A 25,857-nucleotide genomic window follows, 5' to 3' on the forward strand; every position below is an offset into this window, starting at 1 on the left:
TCGATGACGTCCTCGAGGAACACCACCCCCACGACCGAGCCGTCGGCCGCGACGACCCGGGCCAGGTGCGAGCCGGTGGCCTGCATGACCCCCAGCACCATCTCGACCTCGTCGTCGCGGCGGACGTTGGCCATCCGGCGCACGCGCTTGGCCGGAACCGGCTCGCCCCGCTCCGACTCGTCGGCGTACAGCACGTCCTTGAGGTGCAGGTAGCCACCGAGGTCGCCCGCGTCGTCGCGCACCGGGAAGCGGGAGAACCCGTGCTTGGCCACGAGCCGCTCGATGTCGGCCGGGGTCGCCTCGGGGCCCACGGTCACCAACGACGACACGGGCACACCGACGTCGGCGGCATCCTTGTCGCTGAACTCCAGCGCAGCGCCGAGCCGCTCGTAGTGCTCGTCCTCGACCAGCCCTTCGTCGCGCGACTCGTTGAGGATGTGCGCGACCTCCTCGGCGGTGAAGGCCGTGGCCAGCTCGTCCTTGGGTTCGACGCCGAACAGCCGGATCAACGCCTTGGACAGCCAGTCCATCGCGTGGATGACCGGCGCGACGATCTTGGAGACCATCACCAACGGTGGCACCAGGGCCAGGGCGGAGCGCTCCGGGCGCGCGATCGAGATGTTCTTGGGGATCATCTCGCCGTAGACGACGTGCAGGAAGACGATGAGGCCGAGGGCCAGGCCGAGAGCCACGACGTCCGCGACGACCGGCGACAGACCGAGGCCGGTGAAGAGCGGCGTCAGCGCGTGGTGCAGCGCAGCCTCCGAGATGGCACCGAGCAGCACGGAGCACACGGTGATGCCGAGCTGGCACGTGGCGAGCAGGATGCCGGTGTGCTGCATGGCGTCCAGTGCCGTCTGTGCCCGCTTGCTCCCTGCCTCGGCGAGGGGCTCGAGCTGGCTGCGGCGGGCGGACATCGCGGCGAACTCGGCACCGACGAAGAAGGCGTTGGCGGCGAGCAGCGCCACGGTGAGCAGGATCGTGGTCACACTCATGCCGCACCCCCCGCGTGGGTGCGGGCGGCAGCGGAACCGCTGCGGACGGCATCCTCACCCGGTGGCACCACGGGTGGCGCCAGGCGAAGTCGGTCGACCCGGTGCCCGTCCATGTCGAGCACGCGAACGGTCCAGCCGTCGACGACGACCTCGTCACCCACCATGGGCACGCGGCCGAGCTCGGCCATGACCCACCCGCCGATGGTCTCGTAGGCCGCACCCTCGGGCACGGCGGCCCCGACCCGCGAGCGCACCTCGTCGGGGCGCCAGAGGCCGGGAACGGTCCACGACCCGTCCTTCAGGGCCCGCGCCGTGGTCTGGGAGCGGTCGTGCTCGTCGCTGACCTCACCGACGATCTCCTCGACGAGGTCCTCGAGCGTCACGATGCCCGACGTGCCGCCGTACTCGTCGACGACGACGGCGAGCTGCATGCCGCCCTCCCGAAGCTGGACGAGCAACGGGTCGAGGCGCAGCGTCTCGGGGACGAGCACGGGTGGGACCATCAGCGCCGAGACGGGCACGTCGCCGCGACGGTCGTACGGCACGGCGATGGCCTTCTTCACGTGCACGATGCCGTCGATGTCGTCCCAGTCCGACCCGACGACGGGGAAGCGGGAGTGGCCGGTGCGACGGGCCAGGGCCACCAGCTCAGCCGCGGTCGCCACCCGATCGATCGAGGTTCCCCGCGAGCGCGGCGTCATGACGTCGGCGGCGGTCTGATCGGCAAAACCGAGCGATGCCGTGACGAGCCTCGCGGTGCCGACGTCGAGCGTGCCCGCCTCGGCGGAGGACCGGATGAGCGATGCCAGCTCGGCAGGGCTGCGGGCGGCGGAGAGCTCTTCCTGCGGCTCGATGCCGAGCGCGCGCAGGGTGCGGTTCGCGACCCCGTTGAGCAGGGCGATCATCGGCTTCATCGAGATGCCGAACCACCGCACCGGCGCGGCGGAGATCTTCGCGGTCGCCAGCGGCAGGGAGATGGCGAGCGTCTTGGGCACCATCTCGCCGACGATCATCGAGAACAGCGTCGCCATGACCATGGCCAGCACCGAGGCCGTCGACGCGGCGACGGCCTCGCTGAGGCCGAGGCTGCTCAGCGGCCCGGTGAGCAGGGCACCGATGGACGGGCCCGCGATGAAGCCGAGGATGAGCGTGGTCAGCGTGATGCCGAGCTGGCACGCGGACAGCTGCGTGGAGAGCTGCCGGTGCGAGGTGAGGACGGACCGGGCCCCCTTCTCACCGGCGTCGACGGCCTTCTGCACGGTGGGCCGGTCGAGGGCGACGAGCGAGAACTCCGCCGCCACGAAGAAGGCGGTGCCGACCGTGAGGACGACGCCGAGGAGCAGCAGCAACCATTCGGTCATAGTCGCGCCATCGTAGGCGAGCAGGGACCCTCGCCCGGAATCCCGGGACACCGCTCCACCGCGAGGTGGACCCGGTTCCACCGCCGGGTTGACCCCCTCGCCACGTGAGCCTGACAGGATCGAGGCATGACACCACGAGTGCGCGGATGAGCGCCACCACCAGCGACGGTGCACGAATCGAGGTCCGGGGGCTCACGAAGCGCTTCGGGTCCTTCGTCGCCGTCGACGACCTCAGCTTCGACGTCGAGCCCGGCCGGATCACCGGCTTCCTCGGGCCCAACGGCGCCGGCAAGACCACCAGCCTGCGAATGATCCTCGGCCTCGTGAAGGCCACCAGCGGCACGGCCACGATCGACGGGCACCGGTACGTCGACCTGCCGAACCCCCTGGGCACCGTGGGGGCGGCGCTAGAGGCCACGAACTTCCACCCGGGCCGCAGCGGCCGCGACCACCTGCGCGTGCTGGCCGACGCCGGCTCGATCCCCCTCAAGCGCGTCGACGAGCTGCTCGAGCTCACCGGTATCCCCGCCGCGGCCCGCAAGCGCGCGGGTGAGTACAGCATGGGCATGCGCCAGCGCCTCGGCCTGGCAGCAGCGCTGCTCGGCGACCCGAAGGTGCTCGTCCTCGACGAGCCGTCCAACGGTCTGGACCCCGAGGGCATCCGCTGGCTGCGCGGGTTCCTGCGCCACCTCAGCAGCGAGGGCAAGACGATCCTCGTCTCCAGCCACCTGCTGACCGAGGTGCAGCAGACCGTCGACGAGGTCGTCATCATCGCCAACGGCCGGCTCGTCCGCTCGGGCTCGATCGCCGACCTCGAGGGCACCCCGGGCGCCGTCGTGAAGACCTCGGATGCCGGCCGGCTCGCCGGCGCGCTTCGCGTCGCCGACGTCACGAGCACCATCGACGCCGACGGGACGCTCCTCGCCGACACCACGGACCTGCGCCTCATCGGTGACGTCGCCCTGCGGGCCGGGTTGCCGATCTACGGTCTCCAGCCGAGCAAGGCCGACCTCGAGGCCCTGTTCTTCCAGCTCACCGAGGGCACCAACCGCAACGAGGTCCACGGGGTCGGTGCACCTGCCGAGCAGGATGCCGTCATCGGCCGGGAAGGGGCGAACCTATGATCCCCGCGATCCGCAGCGAGTTCCGCAAGTTCTTCACGACCCGTCTCTGGTGGGGCATGGCCGTCGGCATCTTCCTCGCCGGCGCCGCCTTCGCCGCCCTGTTCGGGTTCCTCCTGACGAGCGAGGCCGCGCTCGAGGGGACCCCCGGCGCCCCGACCGGCGACGCCACCCAGATCGCGAACTCGGTCTACCTGGGCGGACTGGGTGTCGGCTACCTGCTCCTGCTCACCATCGGCGTGCTGCAGATCGGTGGCGAGTACCGCCACAAGACGATCACGTCGACCCTGCTGTCCACACCCAAGCGCCTCAAGGCCATGCTCGCCAAGGTGGTGGCCCTGCTCGGCATCGGCGTCGTCTACGGCCTCATCAGCCTGCTCGGGTCGGTCAGCGTCGGCGCGATCATCCTCAACCTTCGAGGGCAGGACCCGTTCCCGTCGACGGCAGTGCTGCGGGCACTCGCCCTGAGCCTGCTCGTGCTCGGGTTGTGGGCGCTGATCGGGCTGGGGATCGGCATCCTCATCCCCAACCAGGTCGCGGCGCTGCTCATCGGCATCGGTGTCGCCTGGATCGTGGAGCCGTTGCTGAACTTCGCGATGACCTTCTGGGAGTTCGGCCGAGAGAACATCGTCCAGTACATGCCGACGTCCGCCACCAATGCCGTGGTCAACGCGGTGCAGTCATCACCCGACGAGGTCCGGCTCGAGTGGTGGGCAGCCGCGCTGGTGCTGGCCGGGTACGCCGCGCTCCTCTCCGGGTTCGGCATCTGGCGCACGACCCGGGCCGACATCAGCTGAGACCCGTCAGCACCGGTGCGACGGCCGGTATGCCGCCCGTGCGGCATACCGGCCGTCGCACGTGGTCAACCGCTCATCCTTTCGGGCCGCTGTCGCCCCGGGAGCGGGGATACCCTAGGCCGGACCACCCTCAGAGCCGAGCCCAGAAAGAGGCGCATCCTCCGTGGCCGAGCAGTCCCCGTCCAGCGACCCCCTCACGACCTTCGGACCCAACGAATGGCTGGTCGACGAGCTGTACGAGCAATACCAAAAGGACAAGAACAGCGTCGACCGAGCGTGGTGGGACTTCTTCAAGGACTACGCACCGGGTGAGGCCGCGCTGGGTCGGGGCGCCGCGGCCGCGGCCACCCGTGCCGCGCCGGCTGCTGCTGCTCCCGCTGCTCCGGCTGCCGCCGCACCGGCTCCTGCGGCCCCGCCCGCCGCACCGCCTGCCAACGGTTCGGCGCCGGCTGCCAAGGCCGCCACTCCCCCACCCGCAGCGGCGCCCGCGCCTGCAGCGGCAGCCGCGCCCGCGGCATCCGCGCCTGCCCCCGCGCCCGCCCGCAGCGAGCCCGCGCCTGCGGCATCCACGCCCAAGCCTCGCGAGGCGGCCGCGCCCCAGGCCTCGGGTCCACTCGGCGACGCGGCCCAGACCCCGATCCGCGGGGCGAGCGCCCGGGTCGTCACCAACATGGAGTCCTCGCTCGAGGTGCCCACCGCGACGTCGGTGCGAGCGGTCCCGGCGAAGCTGCTCATCGACAACCGCATCGTCATCAACAACCACCTCGCCCGCAGCCGCGGCGGCAAGGTGAGCTTCACCCACATCATCGGCTACGCACTCGTCAAGGCACTGGGCGTCATGCCCGCGATGAACAACGGCTTCGGCCACGACGGCGCGGGCAAGCCGGTGCTGATCACCCCGGCGCACGTCAACCTCGGTCTGGCCATCGACCTGGCCAAGCCCGACGGCACCCGCAGCCTGCTCGTGCCGTCGATCAAGGCCGCCGAGACGATGGACTTCGCCCACTTCTGGACCGCCTACGAGGAGATGGTCAAGAAGGCCCGTGCGGGCAAGCTGACGGTCGAGGACTTCCAGGGCACGTCGATCTCGCTGACCAACCCGGGCACCATCGGCACGGTGCACTCGGTGCCGCGGCTCATGCAGGGCCAGGGCACGATCATCGGCGTCGGTGCACTCGAGTACCCGGCCGAGTGGGCCGGCGCGAGCCTGGAGACGCTCAACCGCAACGCCGTGAGCAAGATCCTCACGCTGACCAGCACCTACGACCACCGCATCATCCAGGGCGCCCAGTCCGGCGACTTCCTGCGCATCGTGCACTCACTGCTGCTCGGCGAGCACGGCTTCTACGACGAGATCTTCGAGAGCCTGCGCATCCCCTACGAGCCGATCCGCTGGGTGCAGGACGTCGACACCTCGCACGACGACGACATCAACAAGGTCGCGCGCGTCCAGGAACTCATCCACGCCTACCGCGTGCGCGGCCACCTCATGGCCGACACCGACCCGCTGGAGTACAAGCAGCGCCGCCACGAGGACCTCGACGTCACGACCCACGGCCTGACGCTGTGGGATCTCGACCGCACTTTCGCGACCGGTGGCTTCGGCGGCCAGCCGTTCCTGAAGCTGCGCAAGATCCTGGGCATCCTGCGCGACTCGTACTGCCGCACCATCGGCGTGGAGTACATGCACATCCAGGACCCGGAGCAGCGCACGTGGATCCAGCAGAAGATCGAGGTGGGCTACGCCAAGACCACCCGTGAGGAGCAGCTGCGCATCCTTCGCCGCCTGAACGCGGCCGAGGCGTTCGAGACCTTCCTGCAGACCAAGTTCGTCGGGCAGAAGCGCTTCTCCCTCGAAGGTGGCGAGTCCGTCATCGCGCTGCTCGACCGGGTGCTCTCACGAGCCGCCGAGGACAAGCTGCACGAGGTCTGCATCGGGATGCCGCACCGCGGCCGCCTGAACGTCCTCGCCAACATCGCGGGCAAGTCCTACGGGCAGATCTTCCGTGAGTTCGAGGGCAAGCAGGACCCCCGCTCGGTGCAGGGTTCGGGTGACGTGAAGTACCACCTCGGCACCGAGGGCACCTTCACCGGCGAGGACGGCTCGACCACCAAGGTCTACCTCGCCGCCAACCCCTCCCACCTCGAGGCCGTCAACCCGGTGCTCGAAGGCATCGTGCGGGCCAAGCAGGACCGCCTCAACCTCGCGGGTGAGGACTTCACCGTCCTGCCGGTGCTCCTGCACGGTGACGCCGCCTTCGCTGGGCAGGGAGTCGTCGCCGAGACGCTCAACCTCTCGCAGCTGCGCGGCTACCGCACCGGCGGAACGGTGCACGTCGTCATCAACAACCAGGTCGGCTTCACCACCTCGCCGAGCTCGTCACGGTCCTCGACGTACTCCACCGACGTGGCCCGGATGATCCAGGCGCCGATCTTCCACGTCAACGGCGACGACCCCGAGGCCTGCGTGCGCGTGGCCGAGCTCGCCTACGAGTTCCGCAAGGAGTTCCGCAAGGACGTCGTCATCGACATGGTCTGCTACCGCCGCCGCGGTCACAACGAGGGCGACGACCCGTCGATGACCCAGCCGCTGATGTACAACCTCATCGAGGCCAAGCGCAGCGTCCGCAAGCTCTACACCGAGTCCCTCATCGGCCGTGGCGACATCACCGTCGAGGATGCCGGCGTGGTGCTGCGCGACTACCAGCAACAGCTCGAGCGGGTCTTCGTCGAGACCAAGGCGGCGCTGAAGGAAGCCGAGGCCGAGCCGGCCGACACGGCGTACTCGGGCACCGACGTCGAGGGCCACACCGGTCTGGAGCCGCCGGCGGCACAGACCCGCGGCGCCGACCGCACCAAGCACTCCTCGACGCACACCGCGATCAGCCCGGAGATGCTCACCCGCCTCGGCGACGCCTTCATCGACATCCCGGCCGGGTTCACCGTGCACCCCAAGCTCAAGCAGATGCTCGAGAAGCGCGCCACGAGCACCCGAGAGGGTGGGATCGACTGGGGCACCGGTGAGCTGCTCGCCTTCGGTTCCCTCCTCATCGACGGCACCCCCGTGCGCCTCGCTGGCCAGGACAGCCGCCGCGGCACCTTCGTCCAGCGCCACGCGGTGCTCATCGACAAGGAGAACGCCGCCGAGTGGACTCCGCTGCTCTACCTCGGTGAGGGCCAGGGCAAGTTCTGGGTCTACGACAGCCTGCTGTCGGAGTTCGCGGCAATGGGCTTCGAGTACGGCTACTCGGTCGAGCGGCCCGACGCCCTCGTGCTGTGGGAGGCCCAGTTCGGCGACTTCTTCAACGGCGCCCAGACCATCGTCGACGAGTTCATCTCGAGCTCGGAGCAGAAGTGGGGCCAGCGGTCCTCGGTGGTCCTGCTGCTCCCCCACGGCTACGAGGGACAGGGTCCGGACCACTCCTCGGCCCGCATCGAGCGCTTCCTCACGATGTGCGCCGAGGGCAACATGACGGTGGCCTACCCCTCGACCCCGGCGTCCTACTTCCACCTGCTGCGTCGTCAGGCCTACGCCCGCCCCCGCCGCCCGCTCATCGTCTTCACGCCGAAGTCGATGCTGCGCCTGAAGGCCGCGAGCTCGGCCCCGGAGGACTTCACCACCGGCGGCTTCCAGCCGGTCATGGCCGACCGGGAGGGCGCGACCTCCGGCGAGGTGACCCGCGTACTCATCGCCGCCGGCAAGGTCGTCTACGACCTGCTCGCCGAACGCGAGCAGCGCGGTGACACCTCGACAGCGATCCTGCGCCTGGAGCAGTACTACCCGCTGCCCGCCGCCGACCTCGCCGAGCAGTTGGCGAAGTACCCGAACGCCGAGATCGTCATCGTCCAGGACGAGCCGAAGAACCAGGGTGCCTGGCCGTTCCTCGCGCTCAACCTGCCCGAGGCCCTCCAGGCACTCGGTGAGAACCGGCTGCCCACGGTGGTGTGCCGCCCGGCATCCGCCTCTCCGGCGACCGGATCGACGAAGAAGCACCAGATCGAGCAGGCCGACCTGATCGCCCGCGCCTTCGACCGCTGAGGGTCGACACGCCGGATGCCGTGCGCCGCCCGGGCGCACGGCGTCCGGCTGCGGGCGGGTAACCTCACAGCGTGTACTTCACCGACCGTGGTATCGAGGAGCTCCAGACCCGGCGCGGCGACGAGGAGGTCACGTTCGACTGGCTGGCGGAGCAGTTGCGCACGTTCGTCGACCTCCACCCGGACTTCGAGGTGCCCGTGGAGCGGCTGGCCACCTGGCTGGCCCGACTGGACGATGAGGACGAGTGACCCGCTGATGTCGTACGAACTGCCCGACGAGGGCCAGGCCCCCATCGAGTTCCGGCCGAGCGCCGAGGCCCAGGTGGTCGCTGAAGGTCCGCGCGACCTCGCCCTGGTCTTCCTCGGTGGCTCGCTCGTCGCGGGTGTCGGGGACCCGAAGGGTCAGGGGTGGGTGACCCGGGTGGTCGGCCGCACGCAGCATCCCGACCTCGAGCTCACGGCCTACAACCTGGGGGTGCGCGGCGACACCTCCGCCGACGTCCTGCACCGGTGGACCACCGAGGTCCCGTCACGGTGGTCGGGTCGCAGCGAGCGGCGCATCGTCGTCTCCGTCGGCACCAACGACGTGCTCCAGGGCATCTCCCTCGCCCGGCACCGGCTCAACCTGGCGAACCTGCTCGATGACGCGGCGACCGCGGGGGTCGGCACGTTCGTCGTCAGCCCCCCGCCGACCGACGACGCCGACCTCAACTCCCGACTCGAGGTGCTCGTCGAGGCGCAGGCCGACGTGTGCGGTCGACGCGACGTCCCGTTCGTCGACTCGTTCACCCCGCTGGCCGGCCACGACCAGTGGCGAACCGACCTGGCTGCGAGCCGGGTCGCCCACCACCCGGGGCAGGCCGGTTACGGCCTCATCGCGTGGCTCGTGCTGCACCACGGCTGGGGCCCGTGGCTGCAGATCTCCTGACGCTCGCGCTCACGCAGGCAGGGTGACGAACTCGCGCACCAGGTCGGCGAACCGGTCGGGGTCGTCGAGGTGCGGGAAGTGCCCCGCCCCCTGGAACAGCTCGACCCGGCACTCGGGGATGGACGTCGTCGCCGATGCCGCGTGCCACGCGGGGATCATCCGGTCCTTGGTGCCCCAGACCACGAGGGTGGGCGTGGGGGCGACCTCAGGCAGGTAGTCGTGGGCCGTGACGCTCTGGCCACCGGGGTCGATGACCGCGCGGGTCGTGGCGAGGAAGGCCCGGCGGGTGTCAGCGTCACCGAGGGAGGTGAAGCCATGCCACACCTGGGTGATGTCGGAGCCCGGGTGCACCCCGACCTTCTGCAGGGCGCGGCCGGCCGAGGCCAGGCGGTCGCGCATCCACCCGGACGCGATGACCGGCAGCACGTACTCAGCGCCCGGGAGGGTGGCCGAGCGCAGCAGGGGGCTGACCTCGCGCCCGAGCCCACCACTGGCCACGAGCACGAGCCGATCGACCCGCTCGGGGAACAGGTAGGAGAACACCATGGCGATGCCGCCGCCCAGCGAGTGCCCGACGAGCGTCACCTGCTCGATCTCGAGGCGATCCAGAAGGTCGCGAAGGGTCGCAGCATGTGCCCCGAGGGAGTAGTCCCCCATCGGCTTTGCCGACTCACCGTGGCCGAACAGGTCCGGGACGATGACGCGGTGGTCCTCGTCGAGCCGGTCGACGAGGTGGGTCCACTGGCGCTGGCTCCCGAGCAGGCCGTGGATGAACAGCAGTGCCGGGCCGCTGCCGCTGTCGCTGTAGGAGAAGGTGTGCCCGTGCAGGGTCACCGTGTGCTCGGTGGACGTCGCGTTCACGATGGCTCCTGATGGCAGGCATGGGGTGGGAACGCCTCAGGTTACCGCTGAGTAGCCTCGCGTGTGACCGGGTGTGATCAGATCGTGAAGACGACCTTGCCGCTCACCCGCCCGGCCACCATCGCCTCGAAACCTTCCCGGGCATCCGCGAGCGGCAGCACGGAGTCCACGAGCGGCTCGATGCCGGCGTCGACGACGAACCGGGACAGCCGTTCGAGCTCGTCACGCGTGCCCATCGTCGACCCGACGACGCGGAGCTGCTTGAAGAAGATCTTGGTCAGCTCGGCCTTGGCCGGTGCGTCCCCCGAGGTCGCGCCGGAGATGACGATGGTGCCCCCGGGGCGCAGGCTGTTGACGGAGTGCGACCACGTCGCGGCGCCGACGGTCTCCATGACGGCGTCGACCCGCTCGGGGAGGCGGGCGCCGCTCGAGAACGCCTGGTCGGCACCCAGGGCGAGCGCCTGCTCACCGCGAGCCTCGTCGCGGCTGGTGACCCACATGCGCAGTCCGGCAGCCGAGCCCAGCTGCACCAGAGCGGTGGCCACGCCACCGGCGGCCCCCTGGACGAGCACGGTCGAACCGGGCTGGACGTCTGCGTTCGTGAACAGCATCCGGTAGGCCGTGAGCCACGCGGTGGGCAGGCAGGCCGCATGCTCCCAGGACAGCCCTGCGGGTTTTGGGACGAGGTTGCGGGCTGGCACCGCGACGACCTCCGCGAGCGTGCCGTCGTACACCTCGGAGAGCAGGCTGCGCCGCGGGTCGAGCGTCTCGTCGCCGGCCCACCCGGGGGAGGAGACGACCGCGTGCACGAGCACCTCGTTGCCGTCGGCGTCGACCCCCGCACCGTCACACCCGAGCACCATCGGCAGTCGGTCGGCAGGCAGCCCCACCCCGCGCAAGGACCACACGTCGTGGTGGTTGAGCGCCGCAGTGCGCAGCCGCACCGTGGTCCACCCGTCGGGGACACTCGGCTCGGGCCGTTCACCGACGGTCAGGCCGGTCAGGGGGTCGGACATCGACTGGCTGGTGCAGGTCACGGCGAGCATGACCTGACCCTACGACCCCGCCGCATCCTGCGCCCCGTTCCGGGTCACACGGAACGCGTTCTGGGCGCCAGGACCGTCGGGGCCGACCGGTGCAGGGCATCGCGCCAGTGCGGCAAGGGCTGCACGCCGGCCGTCTCCCACATGTCATGCGACAGCACGCTGTACGCCGGTCGCGGCGCCGGCAGCGGGAAGTCCTCGGTCGCGATCGGTGTCACCCGCTGCGGGTCCAGGCCGAGTTCCTCGAACACCGCACGCGCCAGGTCGAACCACGAGCACTCGCCGGACGACGTCCCGTGCCAGATGCCGAAGGGGGCGCCTGCGTCGACGATCCTCACGATGGCCTCAGCGAGGTCGACGGTCCACGTCGGTTGCCCGACCTGGTCGGCCACGACGGTCAGGGTCTCGCGCTCACCGGCCAGTCGCTGCATCGTCGCCGGGAAGTTCTTGCCGCCGGCGCCGTAGAGCCAGGCGGTGCGCACGATCCACGAGCGCGAGCAGTTCGCGCGAACCGCCCACTCCCCCGCGGCCTTGGTGCGGCCGTAGGCGGACGCCGGGGCGACGGGTGCGTCGGCGGCGTACGGTTCGTCGCCCGAACCGGCGACGACGTAGTCGGTCGAGATCTGGACCATGGCGGCGCCCGCCCGCTCGGCCGCGGTGGCGAGGTTCGCGGCACCGACCGCGTTGACGGCGAAGGCTCGGGCCTCGTCGCTCTCAGCGGCATCCACCGCGGTGTACGCGGCGCAGTTCACGACGACGTCGTGTCCGGCCACCTGCTCGGCACACTGGGCGGGGTCGAGGATGTCGAGGCCGGGGAGGTCACCTCGGGTGACCACGTGCCCGGCGTCCTCGAGGACCGCGCACAGGTCCTGACCGAGCATGCCTGCGGCACCGGCGACGAACCAGCGAGCCATCAGGGGGCCACGACCTTCTGGGTGCGGGCATACCTGGCCTCGGTGGCGTCCTTCTGCGGGCGCCACCACGCCTCGTTCTCGCGGTACCACTCGATCGTCGCGGCAAGACCGTCGCGGAAGCTCTCGTAGCGGGGCGACCAGCCGAGTTCGGAGCGCAGCCGACCCGCCTCGATGGCGTACCGCATGTCGTGCCCGGCCCGGTCGGTCACGTGGTCGTACGCGTCGGGCTCCTGGCCCATCAGCTCGAGGATCATCCGCACGACGTCGCGGTTGTTGACCTCACCGTCGGCCCCGATGAGGTAGGTCTCGCCGATGACGCCCTTGTCGATGATCGTCCAGACCGCCTCGTTGTGGTCGTCGACGTGGATCCAGTCGCGCACGTTGAGTCCGGCGCCGTAGAGCTTGGGCCGGACCCCGTCGAGGACGTTGGTGATCTGGCGCGGGATGAACTTCTCGACGTGCTGGCGCGGGCCGTAGTTGTTCGAGCAGTTCGAGATCGTCGCGCGCAGACCGAACGAGCGCACCCACGCCCGCACGAGCAGGTCGGAGCCGGCCTTGGTCGAGGAGTAGGGCGAGCTCGGGTTGTACGGGGTGTCCTCGGTGAACTTCTTCGGGTCATCGAGCTCGAGGTCGCCGTAGACCTCGTCGGTGGAGATGTGGTGGTAGCGCACGTCGTGCCGGCGGGCTGCCTCGAGCAAGGTGAAGGTGCCGATGAGGTTGGTGCGCACGAACGGGCTCGGGTCCTCGAGCGAGTTGTCGTTGTGCGACTCGGCGGCGAAGTGCACGACCACGTCGGCGTCGGCGACGAGCGGGTCGACGACAGCGGCATCCGCGACGTCCCCCTCGACGAACGTCACCCGGTCGCCGACCCCGGACAGCGAGTCCGTCGACCCGGCGTAGGTGAGGGCATCGAGCACCGTGACCTGCACGTCGGGACGGGTCGCGAGGGTGAGGTGGACGAAGTTGCTGCCGATGAACCCGGCGCCGCCGGTGACGAGGACCTTCATGGCGCCAAGGGTAGTGGCCCGCGCGCCGTCGGCCCCGCCGACTAGGCTCGGGCCCATGAAGGGCATCATCCTCGCCGGCGGCTCCGGCACGCGACTGCACCCGATCACCCGGGGCATCTCGAAACAGCTCATGCCGGTCTACGACAAGCCGATGGTGTACTACCCGCTGTCGACGCTGATGATGGCCGGGATCCGCGAGGTCCTGCTCATCACGACCCCGCAGGACCTCGAGCAGTTCCAGCGCCTCCTCGGCGACGGCAGCGCCTGGGGCATCGAGCTGTCGTACGCCGTGCAGCCGAGCCCCGACGGGCTCGCCCAGGCCTTCGTCATCGGCGCGGACTTCATCGGCAGCGACTCGGTCGCCCTCGTGCTCGGCGACAACATCTTCCACGGCACCGGCCTCGGCACCGCGCTGCGCTCGCTCACCGACGTGCGCGGGGGCCACATCTTCGCCTACCACGTGAGCGAGCCCTCGGCCTACGGCGTCGTCGAGTTCGCCACCGACGGAACCGTGCTCTCCATCGAGGAGAAGCCCGAGAACCCCCGCTCGGAGTACGCCGTGCCGGGCCTGTACTTCTACGACAACGACGTCGTCGAGATCGCGCGCAGCCTCAAGCCCAGCCCCCGAGGTGAGCTGGAGATCACTGCGGTCAACGAGACCTACCTGCGCCGCGGCGACCTCACCGTGACCGTGCTACCCCGCGGCACGGCGTGGTTCGACACCGGCACCTTCGAGGGCCTGATGGACGCCAGCCAGTTCGTCCACGTCGTCGAGGCCCGGCAGGGCTACAAGATCGGCTGCGTCGAGGAGATCGCCTGGCGGGCCGGCTGGATCGACGACGAGGCGTTCGCCGCCCTCGGTGACGACCTCCTGAAGTCGGGGTACGGGACCTACCTGCACGCCTGCCTCGCGCGGGGACGGTCGGGCTCCTGATGCACATCGAGCCGCTGTCCATCGCTGGCGCCTTCGTCGTCACCCCGCGGCAGTTCCCCGACGACCGGGGGGTCTTCCTCGAATCCTTCCGTGGCGACCGCCTCGCCGAGCACCTCGGGCACCGGCCGGACATCGTGCAGACCAACGTCTCGGTCTCGGCGCGGGGCACGGTCCGTGGCATCCACTTCGCCGACGTCCCCCCCGGGCAGGGCAAGTACGTGACGGCCCTGACCGGGTCCCTCGTCGACTACGTCATCGACGTGCGGGTGGGCTCCCCCACGTTCGGGCAGTGGGAAGCGGTCACCCTCGACACCACCGACCGGCGGGCGGTGTACCTCTCCGAGGGGCTGGGGCACGCGTTCTGCGCGCTCGAGGACGACACCACGGCCATGTACCTCTGCACGGCCACCTACAACCCGACCGGCGAGCACGGCATCCACCCGCTGGACGCCGAGGTCGGCCTCACCCTGCCCGACGGCATCGAGCCGCTGCTGTCGGCCAAGGACGAGGCGGCCCCGACCCTCGCCGACGCGGCGGCATCCGGCCTCCTCCCGACCTACGCCGCGTGCACGGCCTGGGCGGCCACCCTCGCCGAACGCCCCCGCTGACGGCGGACGGACGGCATCCCTGGTCCGGATGCCGTCCGCTCACCACCCGGGTCAGCTCACCTGCCGCTCCTGGCCAGGGCCACCACGGCTGAGGCAACGGAGTCGGTGACGCCCTCCTGGAACACCGAGGGCACGATGCACTCGGCACTCGGCTCCTCGACGAGGTCAGCGATCGCGTGGGCGGCCGCGAGCTTCATCGCCTCGGTGATCCGGGGGGCTCCGGAGTCCAGGGCGCCACGGAAGATCCCGGGGAAGGCCAGCACGTTGTTGATCTGGTTCGGGAAGTCCGAGCGGCCGGTGGCCACGATGGCCGCGTGCCGGTGCGCGACGTCCGGGTGCACCTCAGGCGTCGGGTTGGCGAGCGCGAAGATCATGCCGCCCGGCGCCATGAGAGCCACCTCGTCCTCCGGGACGGTGCCACCGGACACCCCGATGTAGACGTCGGCGCCGGTCAGGGCGGTGCTGATCCGGCCCGAGAGGCCGCGTGGGTTGGTCGAGGCCGCCAGCCGGCTCTTGTGGCCGGTGAGGTCCTGGCGGGACGGTGAGATGATGCCGCGCGAGTCACAGACGACGACGTCGCGCACGCCGGCACGCTGGAGCAGCTTGGTCACGGCGACCCCGGCCGCACCCGCCCCGGAGACGACGACCCGCTGCTCGGGCAGGCGACGGTCCAGCACTCGCACGGCGTTCAGCAGCCCCGCGAGGACGACGATCGCCGTGCCGTGCTGGTCGTCGTGGAAGACGGGGATGTCGAGGCGCTCCTTGAGTTGCTCCTCGATGTCGAAGCAGCGCGGGGCCGAGATGTCCTCGAGGTTGATGCCTCCGTATGACGGCGCGATGCGGGCGATGGCGTCGACGAGCTCGTCGACCGTGCCCGTCTCCATGACCACCGGCACCGCGTCGATGCCGGCGAAGTGCTTGAACAGCACCGCCTTGCCCTCCATGACCGGCATGGCCCCGAGCGGGCCGATGTCGCCGAGACCGAGCACCGCCGTGCCGTCGCTGATGACGGCCACGGTGTTGCCGCGTGCGGTGTACCGGCTCGACAGGGAGGGGTCGGCCGCGATGGCCAGCGACACCTCGGCGACGCCGGGCGTGTAGAGCAGCGAGAGGTCGTCCCGGTCGCGCAACGGCTTGGTCGCGTGTACCCCGAGCTTGCCGCCCTCGTGAGCACGAAAGACCGGGCTCTCCGGGTCGACGAAGGGGACGAGGGGCGACGCAGCCATGGGAGGCAGCTCCTTCGGGGCGACGCGTCAGAAGCAGACGCGCGGGGGGTGGAAGCGCCCACGACGACGGTGGGCGGCGCGGCATCCGGGGAAGGGGTGAGGTTCCGAACGGCTCGCAGGGCGCGGGGGTGGCTGCGCTGCGCGCCATCATGACACGCTCGCCGGGTCCAGCACAGGGTCCACGGTGTGACCCCCGTCGCGTCCCCGGACCACGGAATCCGTTGCGCATGTTGTTACCGAGGCGTGACGTGCGCAGGGCCCGGCGGTGGCAGTATCGCCCTCGTACCCCCGTGCCGCGTCGCACCCCTGCGGCACGCCCCCGTGAAAGGACGCACATGTTCCGCACCCGCGCGCTGGCCCTGGCCGCCGTCGCCTCGACCGCCCTCGCCCTGACCGCCTGTGGTTCCGACTCCCTCTCCGAGGGTGACGCGAGCGCCACTCCCGAAGCGTCGACGAGCGCCCCGACCGTCGACGAGGCCCTGGTCGCCAAGCTCCCCGAGAGCATCAAGAGCGCCGGCGTCATCAAGATCGGCACCGACGCCACCTACCAGCCCAACGAGTTCCTCGACGCCGACGGCAAGACCGTCATCGGCATGGACGTCGACCTCTTCGACGCGGTCATGGCCAAGTTCGGGGTCAAGACCGAGTGGGTTCCCTCCGCCTTCGACGCGATCATCCTCGGCGTCCAGAGCGGCAAGTACGACGTCGGTGTCTCGAGCTTCACGGTGAACAACGAGCGCATGGCGCAGGCCACGATGGTCAGCTACTTCAAGGCCGGCACCCAGTGGGTGACCCAGAAGGGCAACCCGAAGGCCATCAACCCCGACGACGCGTGCGGCAAGACCGTGGCCGTGCAGAAGGGCACCGTGCAGGCCGACGTCGACCTGCCCGCCCGCCAGAAGGCGTGCACGGATGCCGGCAAGCCGGAGATCAACGTCCTCGTCGACGCCGACCAGGCCAAGGTGACCGCCAGCGTTCAGTCGGGCAAGGCCGACGCCATGCTCGTCGACCTCCCGCCGGCCATCGCCGCGGTCGACCTGACCGGTGGCCAGCTCGAGCTGCTCGGTGAGCAGTACGACTCGGCCCCGTACGGCTACGTCCTCAAGAAGGAGGACACCGCGTTCGGTGAGGCCATCGTCGAGGCGCTCAAGCAGCTGGAGTCCGAGGGCACGTACCTCGAGATCCTGACGAAGTGGAAGACCGAGGGCGGCGCGATCAACGACTTCGCCGTGAATCCGACGGTCTCCTGACGCCATGACGTCGACCACGCAGGACCGGCCGGGCCGCATCGAGGCCCGGCCGGTCCGGCACCCCTGGCGGTGGGTTGCCATGGCCGTCATCGCGGTGCTCGCCGCCATGATGGTCAGCTCGTTCCTCACGAACGACAAGTGGAACTTCCCCTTCGCGTTCGAGATCATGCAGCAGAGCCCCGTCATCGAGGGCCTGTGGAAGGGCACCATCTTCGGCACGGTCGGGGCGATGATCCTCGGCATCGGGCTCGGGGTCGTGCTCGCCGTCATGCGGCTGTCGACCAACCCGGTGCTGCGCGGGGTGGCGTTCGTCTACACGTGGTTCTTCCGGGCCATCCCCCGCTACGTCCTGCTCGTGCTCCTCGGCACCGGCATCGGCTTCCTCTACCCCGTGTTCGACATCGGGGTGCCGTTCGGTCAGCAGATCGGCAACGCCCTGGGCATCGAGGGTGGTCTGACGTTCTTCACGCTCGACTACAACAGCATCTCGAGCACCATCTGGGTCGGCATCCTCGGTCTTGGCCTGTCCGAGGCCGCCTACATGGCCGAGATCGCCCGCGCCGGCATCATGTCGGTCGACAAGGGCCAGACCGAGGCCGCCCAGGCCCTCGGCATGCCCCCCGGCAAGACGATGCGGCGCGTCGTGCTGCCCCAGGCGATGCGGGTGATCGTGCCGCCGACGGGTAACGAGACCATCGCGATGGTCAAGGACACCTCGCTGCTCGCCGCGGTTCCCGTCATCGTCGAGCTGTTCTACCAGAGCTACCAGTTCGGCCAGCGCAGCTTCCAGATCATGCCCGGCATCGTCGCGGCGACCATCTGGTACCTCATCGTCTGCTCGATCCTCATGGTCGGTCAGTCCCGCCTCGAGCGCTACTACGGCCGTGGCTTCGGAGCCGTCCCCAAGAAGACCCAGCACAAGCTCACCAAGATCGGGGCGGACCACTGATGGCAGACTCCACGGACCGAACCGGCTCGGATGCCGCGCCGCTCGTCCACGCCGTCAACGTCACCAAGGCGTTCCACGGCAACGAGGTGCTCAAGGGCATCGACATGGACGTCGCCCGCGGCGAGGTCGTCGTCCTCCTCGGCCCGTCCGGGTCGGGCAAGACCACCTTCCTGCGCTGCATCAACCAGCTCGAGACCATCGACGGCGGCCGCATCTGGGTCGACGGCGACCTCATGGGCTACGAGGACCGCGGCGGGGTGCTGCACCACCTCACCGACAAGCAGATCGCTGGACAGCGCCGCGAGATCGGGATGTGTTTCCAACGGTTCAACCTGTTCCCGCACAAGACGGTGCTCGAGAACATCATCGAGGCGCCCACCCAGGTCAAGGGCGTCAGCAAGGCCGAGGCGAAGGCTCGTGCCGTGGAACTGCTCGAGCAGGTGGGGCTGTCCGACAAGCCGGCCGCCTACCCGTCGCAGCTGTCCGGCGGGCAGCAGCAGCGAGTGGCGATCGCGCGGGCGCTCGCGATGGACCCCAAGCTCATGCTCTTCGACGAGCCGACGAGCGCGCTCGACCCCGAACTCGTCGGTGAGGTGCTCAAGGTCATGCGTGACCTGGCCGAAGGCGGTATGACGATGATCGTCGTCACCCACGAGATGGGCTTCGCCCGCGAGGTCGCCGATCGCGTCGTCTTCATGGACGCCGGCGTCGTCGTCGAACAGGGCCCCCCGTCGGAGGTCATCGGCAACCCCCAGCACGCCCGCACCCGGGCCTTCCTGTCCCGCATGCGCCAGGAGGAGGCCGCACACGCCGCCGCCCAGGACCCCATCGCATAGCGGTGAGACCCCGGTCGCGGATGCCGCTGCCCGCCCTCGTGCGGGTACGCGGCGTCTCGATGCTGCCCACCCACCGCGAAGGTGACGTCCTGCTCGTGGTGCGTGGGCGGCATCCGCGCCCCGGCCAGGTCGCCGTCGTGCGCCTTCCCCCGGACGCCTCGGGCACCCCGAGACCGCTGTCTGTCAAACGGGTCACCGGCCCCGATCCGCACGATCCGACCCGGTGGTGGATCGACTCCGACAACGCCGCCCAGGGGCTGACCTCCTTCGACGTCGGTTCGCTCGCGACCGACGACATCGTTGCCGTCGTCGTCGGTCGACTCTGGCGGCCGCTGAGGTAGGTTGACGGGGACCGCGAGATCCCCACATCTTCAGGAGAGAGACCATGCTGTCGCTGTTCCGCATCACCGATGTCTCCGCCCACTGCGACCTGCCCTGTGGCGTGTACGACCCGGCTCAGGCACGCATCGAGGCCGAGTCGATCAAGGCGATCATCGCCAAGGTCGCCGACAACGACGACCCCGACTTCCGCACCCGTGCGATCGTCATCAAGGAGCAGCGCTCCGAACTCGTCAAGCACCACCTCTGGGTGCTGTGGACCGACTACTTCAAGCCCCCGCACTTCGAGAAGTACCCCGAGCTGCACACCCTGGTCAACGAGGCCACGAAGCTTGCGGGCGCGTCCGGCACCAAGGGCGAGCTCGACGCGGCGAAGGCGGACGAGCTGCTCGCCAAGATCGACGAGATCGCCAAGATCTTCTGGGAGACCAAGAAGGCCTGACCCGGCCTTCCTGACCTACCTGTCGGCAGCCGACCGACATGCCGCTTCGCGGTGTGTCGGTCGGCTTGCTGCAGGAAGGGTCAGGACGACGGTGGCGGAACGCTCGCCACGTAGACCTCGCCGGATCCCTCGAGAGCGACCGTCCCCTCACCCGCAGGCAGGAACGCGGACTCGGCGTCACGCAGGTCGAGCACCCGGGAGCCCGAGCGAAGGGTGACCGTGCCCCGCAGGCAGAACGCGATGCGAGGCCCCCTGCCACCGGGCAGGACGCGCCCGGGCGTCACCCGATAGAGCACGAACCGGTCCGACATGCTGTCAAAGACCTCGAGGCCCGGCTCCACCACGCGTCCACGACCGGCGATGCCACCCGCGCGCGGGTCGACGATCCGCAGGAGCTCCGCGACGTTGACCTCCTTGCTGGTCAGTCCGGCGCGCACCACGTTGTCGGAGTTGGCGAGCACCTCGATCCCGAGCCCTCGCACGTACGAGTGCAGCACTCCTGCCGCGACGTCGACGTACTCCCCCGGCTCGAGGACGCGGTAGTGCATGAGCAGCAGGACGACGAGCCCGATGTCGTCGGGGTGCTCCTCGGCCACCCCGACGATGGCGGCGGCCTCGTGGCCGAGGTCATCTCCCGACGCCTCGAGCCGGACACAGGCGGCCACGATCGATCGTGCGAACTCGTCGACCTCCTCCGCCGGGGTCGCGAGCACGAGTGCCAGCGCCTCGTGCACCGGGTCCGCCGCCGACGACGCCTGCTCGACGATCGTCGTGAACCGGTTGACCTTCAGGCGCCGAGCCAGCTCGACGACCTCGACGAAACTGCGCATGCCGACGAACACCTCGAAGGGGGCCAGCGCCAGCAGCAGCTCGGGTTTGGCCCAGTCGTCGACGTAGACGGCATCGCGGGTCCGGGCGCGCTCCGCGCACGCCTGCTCGGCCGTGGGGTGTGCCTGGATCGAGATGGCCCGCCCCGGGGCCAGCACCTTGAGCAGGAAAGGGAGTCGAGGGCCGAACCGATCGATGCAGTCAGCCCCCAGCTCCTGGACGGCATCGGCGGCGATCACGGCGGCGAGGTCCGGGTTGCCCGGGCGATCAGTGCCGCTCGCACCTCCCTCGTGGGCCCCCATCCACAGTTCGGACTCCGGTTCCGGGCTCGGGATGTCACGGCCCTGCAGGCTGGCGATCGAGACGCGCGATCCCCACGCGTCGGAGAAGACGACGGGCGTCAGACGATCCACGGCAGAGCAACTCTCGGGGTCCGGGGTCCCGCTCGGCGTGCACTGGCCGAAGCGGGTGGAAGAACGACCTCAGATGCTAACGCGGATCACGGTGCCCGGGGCCGGACCGGCCGGGGGCAGTGGCCGACGTCACCACCGCAAGTGCCGTCACGACGTCCGGGTCGTACTCGTAGCCCAGTCCCAGTTGGATCCGCTCGAGCGCGGCGTCGACGGCCGACGCCCCCGAGTCCTTCTGGGTGAGGTCGTCGTACGCGTTCGCCACCTTGATGATCCGACTCCCGAGGGCGACGTCCTCCCCGAGTTCGCGCACCCGCCGGTACGGAGTGGGCACCGATTCGACGATCGAGGCGATGTTCTCCAGCCCCGAGGCCCGGCGGATGATGCGAGCGCCCTCGCTGGAGATCTCCAGCTGGTCACTCGGTGCAGCCAGCACCGTGGCACCACCGGGAATGGGCTCGGTCAACGAGATCTGGCCGAGATCGTGCAGCAGGGCTGCGTATTCGACGTCTCGCAGCTCACGGCCCGACAGGCCGAGCACCCGGCCCATCCGCACGCTGGAGACCGCGACCCGCTCAGCGTGCCCCGAGGGGGTGTACCCACCAGCCTCGGTGAGCCCGGAGAGGATGGCGATCGTCTGTCGGTAGATCTCTCGGTTCCTCGAGGCCCGGTCCACGGCCACGTACGTGATGGCGAGCGGGAACAGCGCAACGGGCAGTGCCAGGAGTCCCAACTGCGGTGCCATGAGCGCAACCATCGGCCCCGTGGTGATGACCGCATAGGTGAGCGGGGCCACCTCTCCGGCCTCGTCCCGCAGCGCGGAGGACCACGCCGTGCGCTGACGTTCCGAGCGCACCGCGGACGACAACCCGATCTCGACGGTGAGACCGATGGCGGCGATGACGAGGAACCCGGCAGCCACGACGGCGAGCGGCACCTGCTCGCCGACATCGAGGTCCCAGAGCGGTAGGCCCCACGGGCTCGCTGCCCGCGCCAACCAGGCGGCCACACCGACGCCGACGAGGCGGGCCGCCATCTGGTCGACGCGCACCGCACGACCGAAGGCCAATCGCACCACCGCCGCGAGGACCAGCCCCGCCGCCACGACCAGCACGACGACCCCGGAGGGCACGTCGAAGGTCGGCTCGCCTGCGATGTCCCCGACGAACGCGAGCGCCAAGGCTGACGCCGACGCGAGCGGCGCCGCCTCCCGCCGGCTCGGCATCCGCAGTCGCACCAACTCTCCGGCCACGAGGGCGACGACGAACACGACGATCGTCCGGTAGTGCAGGCCCGACGCCCAGCCAGCACTGCCGAATGCCGTCGTGAGGGCTGCCGCGGCCGTGAGGATGCCGAGTGCGAGCAGGGCGGCTGCTCGGGGTCGCTCGAGGAGCGGACGCGGGACGCTCATGCGCCGGCCACGTTTGCTCGGCGCACGAGAGCCTGCTCGAGGGTCGGCAGCAGGCCGTGGTCATCCGGGGAGCGTGCTCGAAGGGCCGCCATGGCCTCGTCATGGGTGAGCACACGGCCATCAGGGCTACCGACCTCGGTGAGGAGGTCGTACTCGTCGGCCAGTCCGACCACCAGCGCTGGCAACCCCAGGGCTGCGCCCTCGGCGCCCGACCCGACGGCCTCGCGGTGGTGGGCGACGGCATCCACCGATCCGGCGAGGAAACCGACTTCCTGCACCAGGCGAGCACCTCGCTGCGGATAGTCGCCCAGCGCGACGCTGGCACCGACGGATTCGCGGCGCACCGTCGCCGTCGGCAGCGTCGTCAGGCCCAGATCGTGAAGCATGCCCGCGGCGCGGATGTCGGCGACGACGGCAGGGCGCAGTCCGAGCGACTCAGCCATGTGCACACTGAGCTGGGCCACCCGCGCGCTGTGTCCGGCCAGGTGCGGCGCCTTGGACTCCACAGCGCCGACCAGCACCCCGAGGGCCCGCTCATGGCCCTTGACCTCGTCGCTGTACTGGTTGAAGGCCCACCGGGCCACGAGCAGTGGTGGGAGCACGAGGACGACCCCGAACGGGCCGAGACCCACCGGCTCCCAGAGCACCACCAGGATGAACGCGATGACGCCGTAGCCGAGCTGGTTCGGGCCGCTCGTGACCAGCAGGCGCCAGATCTGGGTGCGCATCGGGACACCCTGGGCCAGCCTGACGACCATGGCGATGAGCAGCAGGTTGGCAAGCGCCTGCGCGACATCGGCGACCAGGATCGGGAGACCGACGGCGCGAGCGATCTCCCACGGACCCGTGAGGCCCGCACCCCCGACCACCCCGCCGGCAGCCCGGTACACGACGCCCCCGAAGACCCCGAGCAGGGAGAACATGCCGGTGTTGAACAGGCGAGCCCGCCACGGCTGTTTGCCCCTCTGGAGCGGGCCCACGAGGATCCCGACGATGCCGGCCCCGGCGGGGCCGAGGAGGGCCATGGACGCCACGAGGACGATGCTGGAGAACGACAGACTGACGCTGTTCGTCGTGAGTCCGATGCTCCCCTGCCACCACGTGAGCACGGCGAGGACCAGCAACACGGCCAACGCCACGTCCATGACGAGGCCGTCGATGCGGATGGCGGCTGCCGTGGCACCCAGCCCGGCCGTGAAGACGACGGCGACGAAGACGCTGAGGGCTGACGGCTGCACCACCCGCCCGAGGATGGGGCGATGTCCAGCAGAGCCAGTCATCGACATCCGCACACGATGGGTCAGCCGCCCCAGCCCCACCCGAGGCCCGTGTCGGTCCCGGACCTACCGTTCCCGCCCGGGACGACCAGGTCTTCACCGGCGGTCGCAGGCGCCTCACCAGACGCGCTCACGACGACCGTGGGCCCGACCGTGACGCCCTGCGACGCGGACGCCCCCGCAGGGGCACCGAGAGCCACCGCGACGAGTGCGGCGACAGCACACATGCTCCGAAGTCTGGTCATGCCACGTCCTTTCATCCAGCGCCTCTCAACGTCCTTGCGGCGCCCTGAACCTCGAGTGTCCCACGACCGCGGAGGACCTCGGGTCTCCAACTGCCGCCGGTGTGCGACAATCGTGCGTGAACGTTGCTGCCCTTCGAGGCAGTCACGCGTATCGACTCCCCCGACGAAAGGCAGCCTGATGAGCAAGCGCGCCCGCAAGCGTCGCTCGCGCAAGGGCAACAAGGCCAACCACGGCCGCAAGCCCAACGCCTGAGCGCACGCACCGCACGACGAAACACCCGGCACGCCATGTGGCATGCCGGGTGTTCTGCGTCGCGGGTGGTCTCGCCTGAGCCCTCGGCCCGGACCTGCTGGCGTCAGCGCTCGTTCTCGACCTGGATCATGGTGATCCGGGCCATGATCTGGGTCCTGATGGCCATGGGGGCGGTCTCGCCCTGGCAGGAGCGCCGCACCACCTGCTTGAGGGCGACGTCGAGGTCGTGCTCGGCCAGACAGGGCTGGCACTCACCGAGGTGCGCGGCGACGCGGCGCACGTCGTCCGCGCTCATCTCGCCGTCGAGGTACTCGAAGATCCGGTGCAGGACCTCGGAGCAGTCGCCGTGGCCGGCGTGGGTGTCGTTGGCGTCAGGGGTCATGACTCCTCCTGGGTCCCGAAGCCACGCTCGCGGGCGTAGTCGGTGAGCAGCGCACGCAACTGGCGGCGGCCACGGTGCAGACGAGACATCACGGTGCCGATCGGCGTGCCCATGATCTCCGCGATCTCCTTGTAGGCGAAGCCCTCGACGTCGGCGAGGTATACCGCCATCCGGAAGTCGTCAGGAAGCTCCTGCAGGGCCCGCTTGACCTCGGAGTCGGGAAGGTGCTCCAGCGCCTGGGTCTCCGCGGACTTCAGCCCGGTGCCGGTGTGGGACTCGGCCCGTGCCAGCTGGTAGTCCTCCACCTCGGCCGCGTCGGACTGCAACGGCTCGCGCTGCTTCTTGCGGTAGGTGTTGATGTAGGTGTTGGTGAGGATGCGGTACATCCACGCCTTGAGATTGGTCCCCGGCTGGTACTGGTGGAAGGCGGCATACGCCTTGGCGTAGGTCTCCTGGAGCAGGTCCTCGGCGTCGGCAGGGTTGCGGGTGGTGCGCATCGCTGCGGCGTACAGCTGGTCGAGGAGCGGCAGGGCCTCACGCTCGAAGCGGGCCTGACGGTCTGCCGTGGACTCGGTGGCGACGTCGATGGGCTCGGCAGGGCTCTCGTCGACGGGCGTGGTTGGAGTGGTCATCACTTCCCAGCCTATCCGGGCCCGGCGCGGGGCCGTGGTGTCGAGGACGAGCACGGTGTCGAACCTTTCGGACGGCGAACTTCGGAACAGGTCGGTCAACACCACCTCTCCGTGGAGCATTCCCCCCGACGTCCGAGATTCAGGGGTCAGCACCGCGAGAGGGCGGAGGTCACCGCCGTCGCCACGAGGGCCGCGGAGCGCTCCAGGGAGTGGGTTCCCGCAACCTCGTGAACGGCTGCGCCCGTGAGGACCTCGCGCACCTCCTCGGGGGTTCCGAACGGGTCACTCACCCCCTGGATCACGTGAACGGTGATGCCGTGCCGGCCCGGTTCGCGCAGTTCCTCACCTCGCGATCGCTCGGGACGACCGGGCGGGTGCAGGGGGAACGACAGCGCCAGCACCGCGTTCGCCCCGACCGCGGCAGCCGTGCGGCAGGCGACCCGGGCGCCCGCGCTGCGCCCACCGACGACGAGCGGCCCCCCGTTCGGACGGTGGGCGTGGAGTGTCGGGAGCACCGCGAGCCAGGCGCGGTCCAGGGATGCCGGCTGGCCACCGATCCGCCGCCCGGCCACGCGCCACGGTTGGTCGACGAGCGCGACCGTCCACCCGGCATCCACGGCTGCATCCCTGCTGGCGGTGACGTCGTCGGTCCAGCGCAGTCCGCCGGCACCGTGCCCGAGGACGAGCAGACCGACCGGGATGCCGTCGGGCTGGGTCACGGTGGTTCGCGCCGGCCCCTCGGGGGTCGCCACGAGCGCGGTCGTCTCTGA

Annotated in this window: 26 protein-coding genes; 13 read left to right on the forward strand and 13 right to left on the reverse strand. The window is 70.1% G+C overall.

Annotated elements, in window-relative coordinates; all coding sequences use genetic code 11:
* Together PLL68_RS00005 and PLL68_RS00010 are read right to left on the reverse strand one after the other, a co-directional pair.
* Positions 1 to 995 (reverse strand): hemolysin family protein (locus tag PLL68_RS00005; RefSeq protein ID WP_324530426.1); only part of this gene is annotated, 995 nt, incomplete at its 3' end.
* Positions 992 to 2,356, reverse strand: a complete 1,365-nt coding sequence (locus PLL68_RS00010; protein ID WP_324530428.1) for a hemolysin family protein — start codon at positions 2,354 to 2,356, stop codon at positions 992 to 994. The genes PLL68_RS00010 and PLL68_RS00005, both read right to left, overlap by 4 nt.
* Before the next feature lie 146 nt (positions 2,357 to 2,502).
* Here PLL68_RS00010 and PLL68_RS00015 point away from each other — a divergent pair, with 146 nt between their 5' ends.
* From PLL68_RS00015 to PLL68_RS00035, 5 genes are all read left to right on the forward strand, one after another.
* Positions 2,503 to 3,480 (forward strand): ABC transporter ATP-binding protein, encoded by a 978-nt coding sequence (locus tag PLL68_RS00015; protein ID WP_324530430.1) that lies wholly within the window; start codon positions 2,503 to 2,505, stop codon positions 3,478 to 3,480.
* Positions 3,477 to 4,274 (forward strand): ABC transporter permease subunit, encoded by a 798-nt coding sequence (locus tag PLL68_RS00020; protein ID WP_324530432.1) that lies wholly within the window; start codon positions 3,477 to 3,479, stop codon positions 4,272 to 4,274. The genes PLL68_RS00015 and PLL68_RS00020 overlap by 4 nt, the downstream gene beginning before the upstream one ends.
* 163 nt (positions 4,275 to 4,437) lie before the next feature.
* Positions 4,438 to 8,313, forward strand: a complete 3,876-nt coding sequence (locus PLL68_RS00025) for a multifunctional oxoglutarate decarboxylase/oxoglutarate dehydrogenase thiamine pyrophosphate-binding subunit/dihydrolipoyllysine-residue succinyltransferase subunit (RefSeq protein WP_324530434.1) — start codon at positions 4,438 to 4,440, stop codon at positions 8,311 to 8,313.
* 71 nt (positions 8,314 to 8,384) lie between these two features.
* Positions 8,385 to 8,561 carry a DUF6104 family protein gene (locus PLL68_RS00030; protein ID WP_170296268.1) on the forward strand — a complete coding sequence of 59 codons (177 nt, stop codon included), beginning with the start codon at positions 8,385 to 8,387 and terminating at the stop codon, positions 8,559 to 8,561.
* 7 nt (positions 8,562 to 8,568) lie between these two features.
* Positions 8,569 to 9,240: a GDSL-type esterase/lipase family protein gene (locus tag PLL68_RS00035; RefSeq protein ID WP_324530438.1), complete on the forward strand. Its 672-nt coding sequence runs from the start codon at positions 8,569 to 8,571 to the stop codon at positions 9,238 to 9,240.
* Positions 9,241 to 9,249: 9 nt separating this feature from the next.
* Here PLL68_RS00035 and PLL68_RS00040 read toward each other — a convergent pair whose 3' ends face one another.
* From PLL68_RS00040 to rfbB, 4 genes are all read right to left on the reverse strand, one after another.
* Positions 9,250 to 10,101 (reverse strand): alpha/beta fold hydrolase, encoded by an 852-nt coding sequence (locus PLL68_RS00040; protein ID WP_324530440.1) that lies wholly within the window; start codon positions 10,099 to 10,101, stop codon positions 9,250 to 9,252.
* 77 nt (positions 10,102 to 10,178) lie between these two features.
* The gene (locus PLL68_RS00045; RefSeq protein WP_324530442.1) at positions 10,179 to 11,147 is read right to left on the reverse strand and encodes a zinc-binding dehydrogenase; all 969 of its coding nucleotides are present in this window, start codon (positions 11,145 to 11,147) and stop codon (positions 10,179 to 10,181) included.
* A gap of 44 nt (positions 11,148 to 11,191) precedes the next feature.
* Positions 11,192 to 12,058 carry a dTDP-4-dehydrorhamnose reductase gene (rfbD, locus tag PLL68_RS00050; RefSeq protein WP_324530444.1) on the reverse strand — a complete coding sequence of 289 codons (867 nt, stop codon included), beginning with the start codon at positions 12,056 to 12,058 and terminating at the stop codon, positions 11,192 to 11,194.
* The gene (gene rfbB / locus PLL68_RS00055; RefSeq protein ID WP_324530446.1) at positions 12,058 to 13,065 is read right to left on the reverse strand and encodes a dTDP-glucose 4,6-dehydratase; all 1,008 of its coding nucleotides are present in this window, start codon (positions 13,063 to 13,065) and stop codon (positions 12,058 to 12,060) included. Before rfbB ends, rfbD begins: the two co-directional genes overlap by 1 nt.
* A 55-nt stretch (positions 13,066 to 13,120) precedes the next feature.
* Here rfbB and rfbA point away from each other — a divergent pair, with 55 nt between their 5' ends.
* Together rfbA and PLL68_RS00065 are read left to right on the forward strand one after the other, a co-directional pair.
* Entirely contained in the window at positions 13,121 to 13,999 is an 879-nt protein-coding gene (rfbA, locus tag PLL68_RS00060; protein ID WP_324530449.1) for a glucose-1-phosphate thymidylyltransferase RfbA, read from the forward strand.
* Positions 13,999 to 14,607, forward strand: coding sequence for a dTDP-4-dehydrorhamnose 3,5-epimerase family protein (locus PLL68_RS00065; RefSeq protein WP_324530451.1), 609 nt, complete (start codon positions 13,999 to 14,001; stop codon positions 14,605 to 14,607). The genes rfbA and PLL68_RS00065 overlap by 1 nt, the downstream gene beginning before the upstream one ends.
* A 56-nt stretch (positions 14,608 to 14,663) precedes the next feature.
* Here PLL68_RS00065 and PLL68_RS00070 read toward each other — a convergent pair whose 3' ends face one another.
* Positions 14,664 to 15,833, reverse strand: a complete 1,170-nt coding sequence (locus PLL68_RS00070; RefSeq protein WP_324530452.1) for an NAD(P)-dependent malic enzyme — start codon at positions 15,831 to 15,833, stop codon at positions 14,664 to 14,666.
* 335 nt (positions 15,834 to 16,168) lie between these two features.
* Here PLL68_RS00070 and PLL68_RS00075 point away from each other — a divergent pair, with 335 nt between their 5' ends.
* The 5 genes from PLL68_RS00075 to sodN are packed head-to-tail and all read left to right on the forward strand — an operon-like array spanning position 16,169 to position 19,649.
* Positions 16,169 to 17,083 (forward strand): ABC transporter substrate-binding protein, encoded by a 915-nt coding sequence (locus PLL68_RS00075; RefSeq protein ID WP_324530453.1) that lies wholly within the window; start codon positions 16,169 to 16,171, stop codon positions 17,081 to 17,083.
* Between the two features lie 4 nt (positions 17,084 to 17,087).
* Positions 17,088 to 18,032 (forward strand): amino acid ABC transporter permease, encoded by a 945-nt coding sequence (locus PLL68_RS00080; protein WP_324530455.1) that lies wholly within the window; start codon positions 17,088 to 17,090, stop codon positions 18,030 to 18,032.
* Positions 18,032 to 18,868, forward strand: a complete 837-nt coding sequence (locus tag PLL68_RS00085; RefSeq protein WP_324530457.1) for an amino acid ABC transporter ATP-binding protein — start codon at positions 18,032 to 18,034, stop codon at positions 18,866 to 18,868. The genes PLL68_RS00080 and PLL68_RS00085 overlap by 1 nt, the downstream gene beginning before the upstream one ends.
* Before the next feature lie 2 nt (positions 18,869 to 18,870).
* Positions 18,871 to 19,209: a S24 family peptidase gene (locus PLL68_RS00090; protein WP_324530459.1), complete on the forward strand. Its 339-nt coding sequence runs from the start codon at positions 18,871 to 18,873 to the stop codon at positions 19,207 to 19,209.
* A gap of 44 nt (positions 19,210 to 19,253) precedes the next feature.
* A complete protein-coding gene (gene sodN, locus PLL68_RS00095) occupies positions 19,254 to 19,649 on the forward strand; it encodes a superoxide dismutase, Ni (RefSeq protein ID WP_324530460.1) in 396 nt (131 codons plus the stop codon).
* Positions 19,650 to 19,729: 80 nt separating this feature from the next.
* On the opposite strand, the gene manA is transcribed toward sodN, so the two are convergent.
* The 3 genes from manA to PLL68_RS00110 form a co-directional block, all read right to left on the reverse strand.
* Complete coding sequence (gene manA / locus PLL68_RS00100; RefSeq protein WP_324530461.1) at positions 19,730 to 20,890, reverse strand: mannose-6-phosphate isomerase, class I; 1,161 nt, start codon at positions 20,888 to 20,890, stop codon at positions 19,730 to 19,732.
* A 76-nt stretch (positions 20,891 to 20,966) separates the two neighbouring features.
* Complete coding sequence (locus PLL68_RS00105; protein WP_324530462.1) at positions 20,967 to 22,298, reverse strand: HD-GYP domain-containing protein; 1,332 nt, start codon at positions 22,296 to 22,298, stop codon at positions 20,967 to 20,969.
* A complete protein-coding gene (locus tag PLL68_RS00110) occupies positions 22,295 to 23,539 on the reverse strand; it encodes an HD-GYP domain-containing protein (RefSeq protein WP_324530463.1) in 1,245 nt (414 codons plus the stop codon). Before PLL68_RS00110 ends, PLL68_RS00105 begins: the two co-directional genes overlap by 4 nt.
* A 459-nt stretch (positions 23,540 to 23,998) precedes the next feature.
* Between PLL68_RS00110 and PLL68_RS15855 the strand changes: the two genes are divergently transcribed.
* Positions 23,999 to 24,073, forward strand: coding sequence for a 50S ribosomal protein bL37 (locus tag PLL68_RS15855; protein ID WP_009775747.1), 75 nt, complete (start codon positions 23,999 to 24,001; stop codon positions 24,071 to 24,073).
* A gap of 103 nt (positions 24,074 to 24,176) precedes the next feature.
* Here the strand turns inward: PLL68_RS15855 and rsrA are convergent, their stop codons facing one another.
* The 3 genes from rsrA to PLL68_RS00125 form a co-directional block, all read right to left on the reverse strand.
* On the reverse strand, positions 24,177 to 24,455 hold the full coding sequence (gene rsrA / locus PLL68_RS00115) for a mycothiol system anti-sigma-R factor (RefSeq protein ID WP_324530465.1): 279 nt from the start codon (positions 24,453 to 24,455) through the stop codon (positions 24,177 to 24,179).
* Positions 24,452 to 25,087 (reverse strand): sigma-70 family RNA polymerase sigma factor, encoded by a 636-nt coding sequence (locus PLL68_RS00120; protein ID WP_324530467.1) that lies wholly within the window; start codon positions 25,085 to 25,087, stop codon positions 24,452 to 24,454. Before PLL68_RS00120 ends, rsrA begins: the two co-directional genes overlap by 4 nt.
* A 146-nt stretch (positions 25,088 to 25,233) precedes the next feature.
* A complete protein-coding gene (locus PLL68_RS00125; protein ID WP_324530469.1) occupies positions 25,234 to 25,839 on the reverse strand; it encodes an alpha/beta hydrolase family protein in 606 nt (201 codons plus the stop codon).
* Positions 25,840 to 25,857 lie beyond the last annotated feature (18 nt).

The sequence above is a fragment of the Ornithinibacter sp. genome (assembly GCF_035443565.1).
Taxonomy (GTDB): domain Bacteria; phylum Actinomycetota; class Actinomycetes; order Actinomycetales; family Dermatophilaceae; genus Fodinibacter.